This is a genomic window from Lysinibacillus sp. FSL P2-0066 (genome assembly GCF_037969495.1).
Lineage (GTDB): Bacteria > Bacillota > Bacilli > Bacillales_A > Planococcaceae > Lysinibacillus > Lysinibacillus boronitolerans.
This window is the reverse complement of record NZ_CP150202.1, coordinates 967889-983276: the sequence shown is the minus strand read 5'-3', so window position 1 is coordinate 983276 and position 15388 is coordinate 967889. Positions and strand designations below refer to the sequence as shown.

Sequence of the window (15388 nt, the reverse complement as noted above, 5' to 3'; positions counted from 1 at the left end):
TTTAAATTAGATGCTTTAGGTTTTGCCATACTGAACATTTGTTCATTTTTAACTTTATTTGCCTAAAGTATCATTTTTTTATTTTACTAAAATAATAACAACCTACTCAATTGACCTATTCATACTACGTTAAAATTTACTTTTATTTGGAAAACATGATTATAAAAGGATTTTTATTGTTTATTTAATTCATAGAATGATACTAAATTTTCCTAATTATTATTAATGAATAATTTTATTTATTAAAGTGCTAAACAAATAAAGTATTTTATATTACATTAGAAAAATAAATTATTTTTACAATATCTTTAATCTATAGACCATACTTCTCTTAAAAGTTAATAAAGTTTATTTTCCTTTGACTACGATGAAAAACACAAAAAAACAACTATCAACAAAAATATCGATAGTTGTTTCTATGCATTTGCTCTCTTTTATATTCCAGTAACTCTATGTTTTACTACTACTTTTACAAGATTTCTAATTATAGCTCTCCAGCTTTTAATTTTCCATGCCACTCTTTTAAGAATGGGATATCTTCTTCTTTGATAGCCCCTGATTCATTTGCTGCTTCAATTAGATAATCAAAATTTGTTAACGATACGTATTGGATGCCAGCCTCATCAAACGCTTGCTCAGCACGTGGAAGATTATATGTGTAAACACATACAACGCCAAGCACCTCACAGCCTGCTGCACGCAATGCTTCTACTGCTGTAATGGAAGAGCCACCTGTAGAGACGATATCCTCCACAACCACTACTTTTTGTCCTGCTGCGTATTTTCCTTCAATTTGATTGCCACGACCATGCTCCTTCGCTTTCGAGCGTACATAAACCATTGGTAATTCTAAAATATCACTTACCCATGCTGCATGTGGGATACCTGCTGTAGCTGTTCCTGCTACAATTTCTGTCGCACCGAAGTTCTCTTTGATGACAGAGGCTAAACCATTTGCTAATTGTTTTCGAATAACTGGATCGGAAATGGTTAAACGTGTATCACAGTATATAGGTGATTTAATACCAGATGCCCATGTAAATAGCTCTGTAGGATTTAATTCTACAGCCCCAACTTTTAACATAGCGTGTGCAATTTTATTTTGTAATGTCATAATTTATGCCTCCCATAATTCACTTACGATTTTATACGCTGCTACTGGATCCTGTGCACCTGTTACAGCACGGCCAACAACGATGAGTGATGAACCATCACGCTTTGCCCCATCAGGTGTTGCTATACGTTTTTGATCGTGTGCAGCACCGCCAGCTAAACGAATTCCAGGTGTGACACGTAGAAATTCATCTCCACACGCCTCAGCAATCGCCTTAGCCTCATGGACAGAGCAAACAACACCTTGTAAGCCAGCTTCCTTTGTGAGCCCTGCGTAGTGTAGGACAGACTCTTGCAATGAAAGAGCAATTTTTTGCTCTGCTTGCATTTGTTCTTCTGTTGTGGATGTTAATTGAGTAACGGCTATTAGTGCAGGACGTACTTTGCCTAATGGCGTTCCCGCTTCAAGTCCTTCTAGAGCAGCTTCCATCATAGGACGTCCGCCTGCAGCATGGACATTAACTAAATCTACCCCTAATTTTGCTAGACCCTTCATCGCAGAGCCTACTGTATTTGGGATATCATGTAATTTTAAATCAAGGAAAATATCATGACCTAAATCCTTTACTTTGCGTACGATATCAGGTCCTTCTTGCATATATAATTCCATTCCAATTTTCACGAAAAGAGGCTCATCGAACTTTTTAAGAAAATCGAATACTTCTTTTTCTCCTGGAAAATCTAGAGCTAGTATAGGTTTCGTATTCATCAACGATGGCTCCTTCCAATAATCTCTGTTATATGTTCTACACCTAATGCATCCAGCTTTGCTGGTAATTCTTCAATAATGTTCGGACAAACGAAATGGTCAACAAAGTTAGCTGTTCCTACTGCTACAGCTGAAGCACCTGCAGACATAAAATCAATGACATCCTGCGCTTCTGTTACACCGCCCATACCAATTATCGGAATATTGACGGCCTTGTATACCTCATAAACCATTCGTATTGCTACAGGTTTTACAGCAGGACCAGATAGTCCACCTGTGCCATTAGCAATGACTGGCTTACCTGTACGCTCGTCTAATCGCATACCAACCAATGTATTAATCATCGTAATACCATCTGCTCCACCTGCTTCAACAGCTAGGGCAATATCAACGATGTTCGTCACGTTTGGTGATAGCTTCACATAGACTGGCACTTCTGACACAGCCTTTACTGCCTTTACAAGCTCACGTGCTGTAGCAGGATCTGTTCCAAATTGAATACCACCACATTTCACATTAGGGCAAGAAATATTCAGCTCCAATGCTTTAACATTTGGTGCTGTTGAAATACGGCGTGCTACTTCTACATAGTCTGCTGTCTCTGTTCCAGCGACATTGGCGATGATAGGCACATCAAAACCCTCTAAAAATTTTAATTCCTCATTCATCACTTTTTCAATGCCTGGATTTTGTAGACCAATGGCATTTAACATCCCCGCTGCTGTTTCGGCAACACGAGGCGTAGGGTTACCCGCACGCGTTTCGACCGTTGTTGCCTTAATCATGATAGCGCCTAGATTAGACAAATCATAAAGCTGTGCATATTCACGACCAAAGCCAAAGCAACCTGAGGCTGGCATAATAGGGTTTTTTAAATCTAAGCCTGGTATTTGAATTGTTAAACGACTCATAGTGCCACCGTTCCTTTCGGGAAAACTGGACCATCAGAGCAAACTTTAACATAGTCCTTTTCAACTTGATCTGTTGTTTTGCATACACATGCAAAGCAAGCTCCAATACCACAGCCCATACGTTCTTCAAATGATAAATAGCCCTCTTTTTCAGGGTAATAGCCTTCTAATGCTCTTAACATTGGTAAGGGTCCACAGGAATAAAAAACATCAAATTCAGGAGCACACGACTCTAAAACCGTGGTTACAAAGCCTTTTGTACCTTTCGAGCCATCCACCGTAACATAATGCGTTTCACCAAGTGCACTAAATTCATCCTCATAAAAGCAGACATCCTCTGTTTGGAAGCCTAGGACATGGATTGTTTTCACACCACGAGCATTCAATTGCTTGGCTAACTCATGTAATGGAGGTACACCAATACCACCTCCAACTAATAGCGCCGTGCCTCCTTCTTGAACTGCATCTACTGGAAATCCATTCCCTATTGGGCCAAGTACATCGACTTGTTGCCCCTCACGATTCGTCGCTAACACTTTCGTACCACGCCCCTCGGCACGATAAATCATCGTAAATTCATTGTTGTCTTGATCAATATTTGCAATACTAATTGGTCGACGTAAAAGCGGCTCCAGTGAATCCGACACCTTTACATGGACAAACTGGCCAGGAGTCATCTCCTGAACCAGTTCACCATGAAGTGTCAGTTCGAAAATGTTTGTCGCAATTTGCTTTTGAGAGACGACCGTCATTTTCTCTTGACGTATCATATTAGTGTACTACCTCCGCTTTTGGCATTTGTTCTGCTGTAAATGTCATAGATTCGATAACACGTACCATTGCTTCTGCTGTATCTAGAGATGTTAGACAAGGTACACCATTTTCTACAGACTCACGACGAATTCGGAAGCCGTCACGAGCTGGTTGCTTGCCTTTTGTTAATGTATTGACAACAAGCTGAGCTTCCCCATTTTGAATAAGGTCAATCAATGTTTGTCCTTTCGCCCCGATCTTACCTACTACATCCGTTCTTACGCCTGCTGCTTCAAATGCTTTTGCTGTACCTTCAGTAGCTACAATGCGATAGCCTACTGTTGAGAAGCGTTTTGCTAATGCAATCGCTTCTTCCTTATCTTTATCAGACACAGTGAATAATACAGTACCTTCTGTTCGTATTTCCATACCTGCTGCAACTAACCCTTTATAAAGAGCTTTTTCTAATGTTGCATCTTTCCCCATTACTTCACCAGTAGATTTCATTTCAGGTCCTAATGTAATGTCTACACGACGTAATTTAGCGAATGAGAACACTGGTACTTTTACAAATACGCCTTTTTGCTCCGCTGCTAAGCCTGTTGGATAGCCTTGCTCTACAATGGATTTGCCAAGGATTGCTTTTGTTGCAATATTAGCCATTGGAATATTTGTAATCTTACTTAGGAACGGTACTGTACGTGATGAACGTGGATTTACCTCGATGACAAATACTTCGTTTTGTGAAATAACATATTGAATGTTCATTAAGCCGATGATGCCTAGCCCCTTCGCAAGACGAGTTGTATAGTCAACTAATGTATCTTTTTGTGCCTGTGTTAATTTTTGCGGTGGGTAAACAGAGATTGAGTCACCAGAGTGAACTCCTGCACGCTCGATATGCTCCATAATTCCTGGAATTAACACATTCTCACCGTCACAGATAGCATCTACTTCAATTTCCTGACCTGTTAAGTAACGGTCTACTAATACTGGATGATCTGGAGATGCCTCTACTGCATTTTCCATATAGTGCTGTAATTCTTCTTGATTATAAACAATTTCCATAGCACGTCCACCAAGTACATAAGAAGGGCGAACAAGCACTGGGAAGCCTAGACGCTCACCAATGGCAAGAGCTTCCTCTGTAGAAACCGCTGTTTCTCCTTGAGGTTGTGGAATATCTAATTCACGTAGCGCCTGCTCAAATTTATCTCGGTTTTCTGCACGGTCAATATCCTCAAGAGATGTACCTAGGATTTTCACGCCATTAGCAGCTAATTTATCAGCAAGGTTGATAGCCGTTTGACCACCAAATTGAACAACAACACCAATTGGTTGTTCTAAGTCGATAATATGCATAACGTCCTCAATTGTTAATGGTTCAAAGTATAACTTATCGGAAATTGAGAAGTCTGTTGACACCGTTTCTGGATTTGAGTTGATGATGATTGCTTCATAACCCGCTTCTTGAATCGCCCATACTGAGTGTACAGTGGCATAGTCAAATTCTACCCCTTGTCCGATACGGATTGGACCTGAACCAAGTACCACAACAGAAGGTTTTTCTGACTTAATCGATTCATTTTCGTCTTCATATGTGCCATAGAAATATGGTGTTTCTGATTCAAATTCTGCTGCACATGTATCCACCATTTTATAGACCGGCATAATGCCATGCTCTTTACGATAAGCGTAAAGATCTTCTGGTGTCGTTTCCCAAAGTTCAGCAATTTTCTTATCTGCAAAGCCTAAACGTTTAGCTGTTCGAAGTACGTCTTTGTCATTCTTATTGTCAGCAAGTGTTTGTTCCATATCCACAATATTTTTAAACTTATTTAAGAAGAATAGATCGATTGCTGACCATTCATGAATTTGTTCAATTGTTACACCTCGACGTAAAGCTTCACCGATGAAGAATAGACGTTCATCCCCAGCCTTGCGAATACGTTTTTCAATCCAAGAATCTGAATTTTCTTCAGCATGTTTTAACTCTAAATGTACTTGACCTGTCTCAAGAGAACGAACCGCTTTTAGCATAGCTTCCTCAAAAGTACGACCTAACGCCATTACTTCACCAGTCGCTTTCATTTGCGTACCAAGATTACGTTTAGCAGATTCGAATTTATCGAATGGCCAGCGAGGAATTTTTGCTACGATATAGTCCAGTGCAGGCTCAAAACAAGCATATGTTGAGCCTGTTACAGGGTTCTTAATTTCATCTAACGTTAAGCCTACTGCAATTTTAGCTGCTAGCTTAGCAATTGGATAACCTGTTGCTTTTGATGCTAATGCAGATGAACGAGAGACACGTGGATTTACTTCAATCACATAGTAATTAAAGCTATATGGATCAAGTGCAAGCTGTACGTTACAGCCACCTTCAATTTTTAATGCGCGAATAATATCGAGTGAAATATTACGTAGCATTTGGTTTTCGCGATCAGATAGTGTTTGCGTTGGTGCAACAACGATTGAGTCACCTGTATGAATCCCTACTGGGTCAACGTTTTCCATGTTACATACAACGATGGCATTGTCAGCTGCATCACGCATTACTTCGTATTCAATCTCTTTATAGCCTGCGATTGATTTCTCTAATAGACATTGCGTTACAGGTGAATATTTTAAACCCGATGTCACAATCTCTTCTAAGTCTTGATCGTTGTAGCAAATACCGCCCCCTGTACCGCCAAGTGTAAAGGCAGGTCGAACAATAACAGGATAGCCAATTTTCGCAACAAATCTTTTCGCTTCATCTAAGTTATGAATAATATCAGATTCAGGAACTGGAGCTCCTAGCTCATACATTAAATTACGGAATAAATCACGGTCCTCTGCTTTATGGATGGCATCTAATTTAGTACCAAGAATTTCAATCCCAAGCTCATCTAGAATACCTGATTTGTCTAATTCGATCGCCATATTTAGGCCCGTTTGACCACCAAGTGTTGGTAAAATCGCGTCTGGGCGTTCTTTACGTAATATACGCGATACAAAATCAAGAGAAATTGGCTCAATATAGACTTTGTCTGCAATTTCTGTATCTGTCATGATTGTAGCAGGGTTTGAGTTGATTAAAATAACGCGGTAGCCCTCTTCTTTTAATGAAAGACATGCTTGTGTTCCTGCATAGTCAAATTCTGCTGCTTGTCCGATAACAATTGGGCCTGAGCCGATTACTAAAATAGTTTCAATATCTGTACGTTTAGGCATGTTGTTTCCCCTTCCCTGCTTCTACTTCCATCATTTCGATGAATTCATCAAATAAGTGGTTTGAATCTTCTGGACCTGGTGATGCTTCTGGGTGATATTGCACAGTGAAAATTGGATATTTTTTATGACGCACACCTTCACATGTTCCATCATTTAACGCGATATGTGTTAATTCTAAATCAGTATCTTTCAATGATTCGATATCGATCGCATAGCCATGGTTCTGAGATGTTAAATCTGTACGACCTGTGCGTAAATCTTTTACTGGATGGTTACCACCACGGTGTCCAAACGGTAATTTAAAGGCTTTCGCACCACTTGCTAAAGAAAAGATTTGATGGCCTAAACAAATACCGAACATTGGCACTTTTCCAATTAAGTTACGTACTGTTTCAATGCCTTCTTGAACATCTTCAGGATTTCCTGGTCCATTCGACAGCATGATGCCATCTGGATGCCAAGCTAAAATTTCCTCAGCTGACGTATTATAAGGTACTACTAGCACATCACAATCACGTTTGTTTAATTCACGTAAAATCCCATGCTTCATACCATAATCAATTAGGACAACTCGTTTACCACGTCCTGGAGATGGGTAGGCCGCTTTTGGTGATACTTCACGAACATGGTGCGTAATGGCTGGCGTTGCTTGTAATTGTGCTACTATTTCATCCACATTTACTTCTTCATCAGCAGCTGTCAAAATCGCTTTTACGGAACCTTTACTACGAATAATACGTGTTAATTTTCGTGTATCAATCCCTTCAATTCCTGGGATATCCTTTGATGTCAAATAATCATCTAAAGTTAAATCACAGCGGAAATTTGAAGGATTTTTAGCTAATTCACGCACAACAAATCCACGAATAGCTGGCGTAATCGATTCAAAGTCATCACGGTTAATGCCGTAATTACCAACTAAAGGATAAGTTAAAGTGACAATTTGTCCATAGAATGAAGGATCTGAAATCGTTTCCTGATAACCCGTCATCCCTGTTGTGAAAACAACCTCACCTTGTGAAGCGCGCTCGCTACCAAATGCTGTACCTGTAAATACTGTGCCATCTTCTAAAACTAGTAAACGTTTTTTCATTACTCTGCCTCCTGATATACGATATTGCCTTCAAAAATAGTTAGTACTGGCCAACCCTTTGCCACCCAGCCGTTGAATGGTGTATTACGACCTTTTGATACAAAGCCTTCTGCATCAATCGTTTGTTCTTTTTTAATATCAATTAAAATCATATCCGCTGAAGCACCCACTTCTAATGTGCCATATGGCAGATCAAAAATCTCAGCTGCTTTCACTGTCATCCAATCAACTAATTGTTTTAACGTCCACTTTCCTGTTTCTACAAACTGTGTATAAAGTAGTGGGAAAGCTGTTTCGAAACCTACAATACCAAATGGTGCGCCAACCATACCGCAGCATTTTTCTTCTACTGTGTGTGGCGCATGATCTGTTGCAATGCAGTCGATTGTGCCATCAAGTAGTGCTGCATGTAGAGAATCTTTATCATCCGCTGCGCGTAATGGTGGATTCATTTTCCAATTAGCATCATCAGATGGAATATCCATCTCTTCTAGTAATAAATGATGTGGACAAACTTCTGCTGTGACACGGATTCCTGCAGCCTTTGCATCTCTTACCGCACGCACTGATTCCTTCGTCGATACGTGACAAACATGGTAACGAGCGCCTGCTGCTTCTGCAAGTAGTACATCTCGTGCAATTTGTACGGATTCACAAATGGAAGGTATTCCTGGGAGGCCTAGCTCTTTATTACGCTTTCCTTCATGCATCACACCATCATAGATTAATGAGTTGTCCTCACAATGTGCTACAACGACCATATCGTGCTGGGCCGCATCTTTCATTTGCTCATACATCGTTGAGGCTAGCTGGATACCAACACCATCATCTGAGAATGCCACTGCTCCATGTGCTTTTAATTCTTCAATATTTGTTCGAACCTCACCCGATATATCCTTTGTTAGGGAACCGTATGGGAGTACTCGAATAACCGCACTGTCCTTAATGAGCCCATTGATGAGTTGCATGTTTTCAACCGAATCAGGTACTGGCTTTGTATTAGGCATTGCGCAAATTGTCGTAAAGCCGCCTTTTGCTGCTGATGCCGAACCTGTTGCAATGGTTTCCTTATGCTCAAATCCTGGCTCTCGTAAATGTGTATGAACATCGATAAAGCCTGGTGCTACGATTAAGCCATGTCCTTCAATCAGTTCTGCACCTGCTACAGTCACATCTTGACCAATAGCCGTAATCTTTCCGTCTGCCATTGCAATATTGACTGTCTTCAATTCACCTTGTTCATCTAGCATTTGTACATTTTGAAGTACCTTTGTCATGTTATTCTCTCCCCTTTAAAATGGTTTCCATAATAGCCATCCGTGTGTAAACACCGTTCCGCACCTGTTCAAAAATTCGAGAGCGATCACACTCGACTAACTCAGAAGCAATTTCGACATCACGATTGACGGGTGCTGGATGCATAATAATGGCCGATTCTTTCATTTGCTTTTCTCGTTCAATTGTTAAACCAAACTCTTGATGGTAACCTTCCTTTGAGAAGCTTTTATTTACTTTATGACGTTCATGTTGCACACGTAGTAACATAATGACATCACTTATTTCGATCAGATTATCCCATGAATGGTGCGCTTCAAAACCGCCAGACCATTCTTCTGGGCAAAGGAAATGAACATTTGCCCCTAAATTTTGTAATGCTGTTGCATTTGATTTCGCTACTCGACTATGAGAGATATCTCCTGCAATTGTGACATTCAACCCTTCGAAATAGCCAAACTCTTTTTTGATGGTATAAAGATCCAATAAGGATTGTGAAGGGTGTTGCCCAGCACCATCTCCTGCATTAATAATCGCTACGTTGATACCATTCAGCAGCTCATTGTAATACTCATCTTCTGACGCTCGAATGATGACAGCATCTAAACCAATCATTTCCAATGTTTTGACCGTATCGTACATCGTTTCCCCTTTTGTAACACTCGAAAACCCTGCATCAAAAGGGATAACATGACAGCCAATTTTGTATTCTGCCATTTCAAAGCTTGTTTTTGTACGAGTACTTGGTTCAAAGAATAGGTTGGCCACTTTGTGTGTGCGAGATAACGATGATGTTTCACCATTTTCAAATGCTTGCGCAAGATCTAGGATTTGGTTAATCTCTTCTGTTGTTAAATGTTCCATCGATAATAAGTTCTTCATCATGTGACCTCCATTAGGTTGTGAATCGTGAACGTCTTTGTCTGACGTTCTCTGTATATAAAGTAAAAGCCCCGTTGATGTCATCAACGAGGCATGAGGAGGCGTGACAAACTACAGCAAGACATACATCCTACTTCAGCCTGTCCACAACTTCCCTTTTTTTGCCTCTCTGGACAATTCATTAAAAGGTACTACTATGAATCTTTATTTTGATTGTATTGTACGGGTATATCAGCTTCTTTTTTACCTGGTAGAATCGCATTCAATAGCACACCAATAATCGCTGCTAGGGCCATTCCTTCAACACTCAATGATTCTGAGATAACAAACTTGGCACCGCCAATACCAATGACTAAAATCACTGAAGCAATTACTAGGTTACGACTGTTACCAAAATCAATATGATTATCTACTAGCATACGTAAGCCACTTGCTGCGATAATTCCGAAGAGTAAGATGGAGACCCCACCAAGTACTGCGGTTGGAATCGTTGCAATTACGGCCATTGCTTTCCCGAAGAATGATAGTAAGATAGCAACCACTGCAGCACCTGCAATAACGTAGATACTGTATACTCGAGTAATGGCTAGTACACCAATATTCTCACCATACGTCGTTTTCGGAGGGCCTCCGATTAAAGCACTCACAAATGTGCCAAGTCCGTCACCTAGTAGCGAACGGTGTAGTCCTGGCTCTTTAATATAATCCCGATCTACTACTTTTCCTAATACCAGTTGATGACCAATATGTTCTGAAATTGTTACAATAACGATCGGTACCATGATAAGTAGAATTTTTGTTGTTATTTCAAACTCATAATGCACACCCGGTATTAAGAAATCAGGCATAGCGAAGAATTTTGCTTTGGCAATCGGTGTATAGTCTACTATGTCAATTATCATGGAGTAAATGTAACCTACAATTAGGCCCATCAAAATTGGCATAGTGCTTAAAATTCCTTTAAAGAAAATCGTAAAGATGATCGCTGTAAAGACCGTAACTAAAGCAGCTGAGAAGTGTAAAAAGCTATACTCTCCATTAACGTTCATTGCCATATTCACAGCCGTACCAGAAAGTCCAAGCCCAATTACCATAATTACTGGACCTACCACAATCGGTGGCAAGATTTTCATAATCCACTTATAACCACTTTTCCAAATGATTAAGGATACAATTCCGTACGTAATGCCGACAGCCATAGCACCGATCATGGCATTGCCTGGGTTTACACTCGAACCGTCTTCATTTAAACCACCTGCAGCAAGTAGGATTGGTGCAATAAAGGCGAAGGATGAGCCTAAATAAGCCGGTACCTGGAATTTCGTAATTAATAGGAAGAATAATGTAGCAATTCCGCTTGTTAAAAGGGCAATCGCTGGACTAAGACCTACTAACTGCGGTACTAAAATCGTTGAACCAAACATCGCAAACATATGCTGGAAACTTAATGTCACTAGCTGGAGCGGGGTCGGTTTATCCTTAATATCTAAAACTGCATTTGACATACTGTTTCCTCACTTTATTGTTCGTCTTCTTTGTAAATAATGACGCAATCTTCTCCGTCTACTTCTTGTAAATTGACAACAATGCGCTCAGAGCCAGAAGTTGGAACGTTTTTTCCCACATAGTCTGCTCTAATTGGTAGCTCTCGATGTCCTCTATCTACTAGAACAGCTAGTTGAATTTGTGCAGGTCTTCCTAAATCCATTACAGCATCTAGAGCTGCACGTACTGTCCGACCTGTATAAAGTACATCATCTACTAAGATGATTTTTTGATTTTTCACTTGATACTCGATATCAACTTGTTCTACATGTGCTTGTTCGTTTTCATGTTTCGTTGTTAAATCATCTCGGTAAAGTGTAATATCAAGTTCCCCTGTACGAATCGGTTTACCTTCAATTTTTTCAATTCGCTGCGCCAAACGTCTGGCTAGAAAGGCACCTCGTGTTTTAATGCCAACTAAAATACATTCATCGATTCCTTTATTACGTTCAATTATTTCATGGGCAATACGTGTTAATGCTCGTGTCATTGATGGGCCATCTAATAATTCATTTTGTGCCATATTCGTATCCTCCTCTCTTCAATCTATTATCGGCCATGTGTCCATAAAAAAACCTCTCGAGGCGAATAGCCTGAGAGGGTTGTATACGTGTCGAAAAAGCATGTTGGAAAAATTTGCAGCACAAATTTCCACAACACTATCACATGTCCCTTCTCAGCCTCTCTGGACTGCCATTAAAGGTGAATATTTAGTTATGTTGTTCATTCACTGTCGTTAGTATAGACTTTCTTTTCGTATACGTCAATGCCTATTTCGTAAATCATTTAATAATTGTTCATAATCAGCTGGAAGTGGTGTTTCAAACTCCAAGTATTCTCCAGATGAAGGATGATCGAATCCTAAAGTCGCTGCATGTAAAACTTGTCCCCCAAAGTCGATTGTCTTTTTCGGACCATATTTTGGATCTCCAACAAGTGGGAAGCCAATATAATTCATATGCACACGAATTTGGTGTGTACGTCCCGTTTCTAAACGACATTCCACCAGCGTATAGTCACCAAAACGTTCAACAACTTGGAAGTGTGTGACAGCATGTTTACCATTATCGACAACTGCCTGTTTTTGGCGATCTTTTTGGTCACGTCCAATTGGTGCATCAATTGTCCCCTTATCATGTGCAATATGCCCGTGGACAAGAGCAATATATTTACGAGTAACTGTTTTATTCACTAATTGATTGACTAATGATTCATGAGCCGTATCGTTTTTAGCAACCATCAATAAGCCCGATGTATCTTTGTCGATACGATGGACAATCCCTGGTCGTAGTACACCATTAATTCCTGATAAGTCTTTACAATGATACATTAAGCCATTTACCAGTGTACCTCCCATATGGCCCGGTGCTGGATGTACCACCATACCCTTTGGTTTATTCACAACAAGAACATCTGCATCCTCATAAACAATATCTAAATCTAAATTTTCTGCGACAACATCCAATTCTTCCACTTCTGGTACATCAATAGCGATGATGTCACCAGCTTTAACCTTATATTTTGCCTTTACAGCATCACCGTTTACTTTAATGACTCCCTCACTAATCCAGTTCCCAATTTGCGTGCGTGACCACTCAGATTGTAAGCTAGAAAGTGCTTTATCAATGCGCTCTCCTTGCTGCTGTTCTTCGATTGTATATGTTACTTGCGTCATTGTTTCACCTGTTTCTTCTCTTTTTTATCTTCCATAATTAAGCCAATCATCAGCACGACAACCGCTATTGTTAATGCAGCATCTGCCACATTAAAAATAGGAAAATCATAATTAATAATTGGAATTAAAACATCTACAAAATCGACCACTTCTCCTCTAAATAGACGGTCTATAAAGTTTCCTACTGCACCACCAAGCAAGAGCATTAAGCCGACTTGAAAAACAGGCTTTCCCTTTGCTTCTTTATGATAAAAATAGACAATCGCACAGATAACAGCAACTGTGACAATACTAAACAACCACATTTGCCCCTCTAGCATCCCCCATGCTGCCCCTCTATTTCGATGAGACAAAATACCAAACCATGGGTCCCATACAGCAATGCGTTCAGCATATTCCATATTTTTCACAATCAGCCATTTTGTCCATTGATCCAGTAAAACGACAAAAGCAGCTAATCCATAATATTTATACACAGACATTCCTCCGTTCACTCAACATCTTACCTATTCTACCATAACAGTACCATTCACAATAACTAATATCATATCTAAATATGGCTGATTCTAAATCTCTTCAAGAAATATAAAAAGGCTACCCCTATTACGTTTAAGCAATAGAAATAGCCATAACTTATTGGTTAGACAGTTTCAGATTCTTTTGAATGTACTCGCTTCATGAAGTCATTAACATCAGCAGGAACTTTGCGATCTATTAATGACACGATGATAACAGATAAGAAGCCCACAGGTACTGTCACAATACCTGGAATTTTAAACTGCAAGAAGCTTGGTAACGTTCCTGGTAAAAAGATCATCCACATAGACACGCCAAGTCCTATTAATAATCCTGCAATGGCTCCTTTTTCTGTCATGCCTCTCCACCAAATACCTAAAATGAATATTGGGGTAAATGTACTTGCAGCGACAGTAAAAGCGAGCGCCACTAAATGGCCAATGGATGCATCCTTTACAAGTAAACCCAATGCTCCATATAAAATACCTAATAATACAATAGCCACTTTCCCAGCAATAACTCGTTGTTTTTGTGTAATATCCTTTTTCATGATATTGGCATATAAATCATGAGCTAGTGCACCTGAGCTTGTAATAAACAATCCTGAAAGATTGGAGAAAATAGCTGCAAATGCTCCTGCTATAACTAATCCAAGTAGCCATTTGCCACCTAGTGCAAGGGCTGTAGTAGGAATGACCATATTATTCCCACCCAGCACTAAATCACGCATGACTTCCTCACTAGCTGTCCCAGAAATAAAAATAGATCGACCTACAACACCTAAATAAACAGCTAACAAGAAGAACGCGCTTGCAATCCCAATGGCCATGAGTGCAGATTTACGGGCTGCTTTAGCACTTGGGTTTGTATAAAAGCGCAATAAAATATGAGGAAGACCAATTGTTCCTAGCGCTAATCCTATCGTCATACTAATTGTTTGCCAGAACGTGGGGAAATAAAAGCCCGTGCCTGTCCAAGCAGCACCATCAAAATTGATATCATTACCATCTAAGGCATACGGTGAAGTGCCTGTAATTGGACCGCTAAATGAATGGATGGCTGCTAAAATTTTATCATAATGTAAACCGCCATAAACTGCTGCAATTAACATCACAATAAACGCACCAAGACGAATCCACAACTCTAATGCTTGGTTGATGGTTGTTCCTTTCATACCACCAATACCTACATAAAAAATCATAACAACACAAGTAAATATAATACCGAATTCATAAGAAGTACCGAAAAACATACTTAAAATCTGTGCAGCACCTAATAATTGGGGAGCTGCATAAAAGCCTGAAATAGCTAACACCACTGCCACAGCTACAAGCCGAGCTCGTCTACTATGAAAACGATAGCCTAAAAAATCTGCAACGGTAAATGCACCAAAACGTCTTAAAGGACCTGCCACAAAAATCGCTAATAATGTTAACCCAATGGAGAAGCAAAAAGCATAATAAGCACCATCATATCCAAGTTGAAATGTTAACCCTGCGATACCCAGAAATGTTGCTGCACTTAAGTAATCCCCACCAATGGCAGACCCATTTGTAAACCATCCGAAGCTTCGGCCACCTACAAAGAAATCCGAAGCTGTTGCATTTCTTTTTGTTAAATACGTAATGTATACAATTGTTCCCATTAAAGCAATGGTCATTAACATCTTTGGTTCTAATAGAGCTTCCATCATTCAACAT

General features: G+C 39.8%; 13 protein-coding genes. All 13 read right to left on the bottom strand.

The window, feature by feature from the left end:
• Positions 1–484 precede the first annotated feature (484 nt).
• The 13 genes from pyrE to MKZ14_RS04585 all read right to left on the bottom strand — a co-directional run bounded on the left by pyrE (position 485) and on the right by MKZ14_RS04585 (position 15381).
• Positions 485–1114: an orotate phosphoribosyltransferase gene (pyrE, locus tag MKZ14_RS04645; RefSeq protein WP_333006113.1), complete on the bottom strand. Its 630-nt coding sequence runs from the start codon at positions 1112–1114 to the stop codon at positions 485–487.
• A 3-nt stretch (positions 1115–1117) separates the two neighbouring features.
• Positions 1118–1822: an orotidine-5'-phosphate decarboxylase gene (pyrF, locus tag MKZ14_RS04640; protein ID WP_036077160.1), complete on the bottom strand. Its 705-nt coding sequence runs from the start codon at positions 1820–1822 to the stop codon at positions 1118–1120.
• Entirely contained in the window at positions 1822–2733 is a 912-nt protein-coding gene (locus tag MKZ14_RS04635; RefSeq protein ID WP_333006115.1) for a dihydroorotate dehydrogenase, read from the bottom strand. Before MKZ14_RS04635 ends, pyrF begins: the two co-directional genes overlap by 1 nt.
• Entirely contained in the window at positions 2730–3503 is a 774-nt protein-coding gene (locus MKZ14_RS04630) for a dihydroorotate dehydrogenase electron transfer subunit (protein ID WP_333006116.1), read from the bottom strand. The genes MKZ14_RS04635 and MKZ14_RS04630 overlap by 4 nt, the downstream gene beginning before the upstream one ends.
• 1 nt (position 3504) lies before the next feature.
• Positions 3505–6702 carry a carbamoyl-phosphate synthase large subunit gene (gene carB / locus MKZ14_RS04625; protein WP_333006117.1) on the bottom strand — a complete coding sequence of 1066 codons (3198 nt, stop codon included), beginning with the start codon at positions 6700–6702 and terminating at the stop codon, positions 3505–3507.
• A complete protein-coding gene (gene carA, locus MKZ14_RS04620) occupies positions 6695–7795 on the bottom strand; it encodes a glutamine-hydrolyzing carbamoyl-phosphate synthase small subunit (RefSeq protein WP_016994256.1) in 1101 nt (366 codons plus the stop codon). The genes carB and carA overlap by 8 nt, the downstream gene beginning before the upstream one ends.
• On the bottom strand, positions 7795–9072 hold the full coding sequence (locus MKZ14_RS04615; RefSeq protein ID WP_054549868.1) for a dihydroorotase: 1278 nt from the start codon (positions 9070–9072) through the stop codon (positions 7795–7797). Before MKZ14_RS04615 ends, carA begins: the two co-directional genes overlap by 1 nt.
• A gap of 1 nt (position 9073) precedes the next feature.
• A complete protein-coding gene (locus tag MKZ14_RS04610; RefSeq protein WP_048394636.1) occupies positions 9074–9952 on the bottom strand; it encodes an aspartate carbamoyltransferase catalytic subunit in 879 nt (292 codons plus the stop codon).
• A gap of 194 nt (positions 9953–10146) precedes the next feature.
• Positions 10147–11457: a solute carrier family 23 protein gene (locus tag MKZ14_RS04605; protein WP_054549867.1), complete on the bottom strand. Its 1311-nt coding sequence runs from the start codon at positions 11455–11457 to the stop codon at positions 10147–10149.
• A gap of 14 nt (positions 11458–11471) precedes the next feature.
• Positions 11472–12020, bottom strand: a complete 549-nt coding sequence (pyrR, locus tag MKZ14_RS04600) for a bifunctional pyr operon transcriptional regulator/uracil phosphoribosyltransferase PyrR (RefSeq protein ID WP_004227349.1) — start codon at positions 12018–12020, stop codon at positions 11472–11474.
• A gap of 240 nt (positions 12021–12260) precedes the next feature.
• A complete protein-coding gene (locus tag MKZ14_RS04595) occupies positions 12261–13172 on the bottom strand; it encodes an RluA family pseudouridine synthase (RefSeq protein WP_054549866.1) in 912 nt (303 codons plus the stop codon).
• The gene (gene lspA / locus MKZ14_RS04590) at positions 13169–13648 is read right to left on the bottom strand and encodes a signal peptidase II (protein WP_004227346.1); all 480 of its coding nucleotides are present in this window, start codon (positions 13646–13648) and stop codon (positions 13169–13171) included. Before lspA ends, MKZ14_RS04595 begins: the two co-directional genes overlap by 4 nt.
• A 164-nt stretch (positions 13649–13812) precedes the next feature.
• The gene (locus MKZ14_RS04585; RefSeq protein ID WP_004227344.1) at positions 13813–15381 is read right to left on the bottom strand and encodes a cation acetate symporter; all 1569 of its coding nucleotides are present in this window, start codon (positions 15379–15381) and stop codon (positions 13813–13815) included.
• Positions 15382–15388: the final 7 nt, after the last annotated feature.

Coding starts and splice junctions, on each gene's coding strand:
- pyrE (WP_333006113.1), bottom strand. CDS start 1,114: ATGACATTACAAAATAAAATTGCACACGCTATGTTAAAAGTTGGGGCT.
- pyrF (WP_036077160.1), bottom strand. CDS start 1,822: ATGAATACGAAACCTATACTAGCTCTAGATTTTCCAGGAGAAAAAGAA.
- MKZ14_RS04635 (WP_333006115.1), bottom strand. CDS start 2,733: ATGAGTCGTTTAACAATTCAAATACCAGGCTTAGATTTAAAAAACCCT.
- MKZ14_RS04630 (WP_333006116.1), bottom strand. CDS start 3,503: ATGATACGTCAAGAGAAAATGACGGTCGTCTCTCAAAAGCAAATTGCG.
- carB (WP_333006117.1), bottom strand. CDS start 6,702: ATGCCTAAACGTACAGATATTGAAACTATTTTAGTAATCGGCTCAGGC.
- carA (WP_016994256.1), bottom strand. CDS start 7,795: ATGAAAAAACGTTTACTAGTTTTAGAAGATGGCACAGTATTTACAGGT.
- MKZ14_RS04615 (WP_054549868.1), bottom strand. CDS start 9,072: ATGACAAAGGTACTTCAAAATGTACAAATGCTAGATGAACAAGGTGAA.
- MKZ14_RS04610 (WP_048394636.1), bottom strand. CDS start 9,952: ATGAAGAACTTATTATCGATGGAACATTTAACAACAGAAGAGATTAAC.
- MKZ14_RS04605 (WP_054549867.1), bottom strand. CDS start 11,457: ATGTCAAATGCAGTTTTAGATATTAAGGATAAACCGACCCCGCTCCAG.
- pyrR (WP_004227349.1), bottom strand. CDS start 12,020: ATGGCACAAAATGAATTATTAGATGGCCCATCAATGACACGAGCATTA.
- MKZ14_RS04595 (WP_054549866.1), bottom strand. CDS start 13,172: ATGACGCAAGTAACATATACAATCGAAGAACAGCAGCAAGGAGAGCGC.
- MKZ14_RS04585 (WP_004227344.1), bottom strand. CDS start 15,381: ATGATGGAAGCTCTATTAGAACCAAAGATGTTAATGACCATTGCTTTA.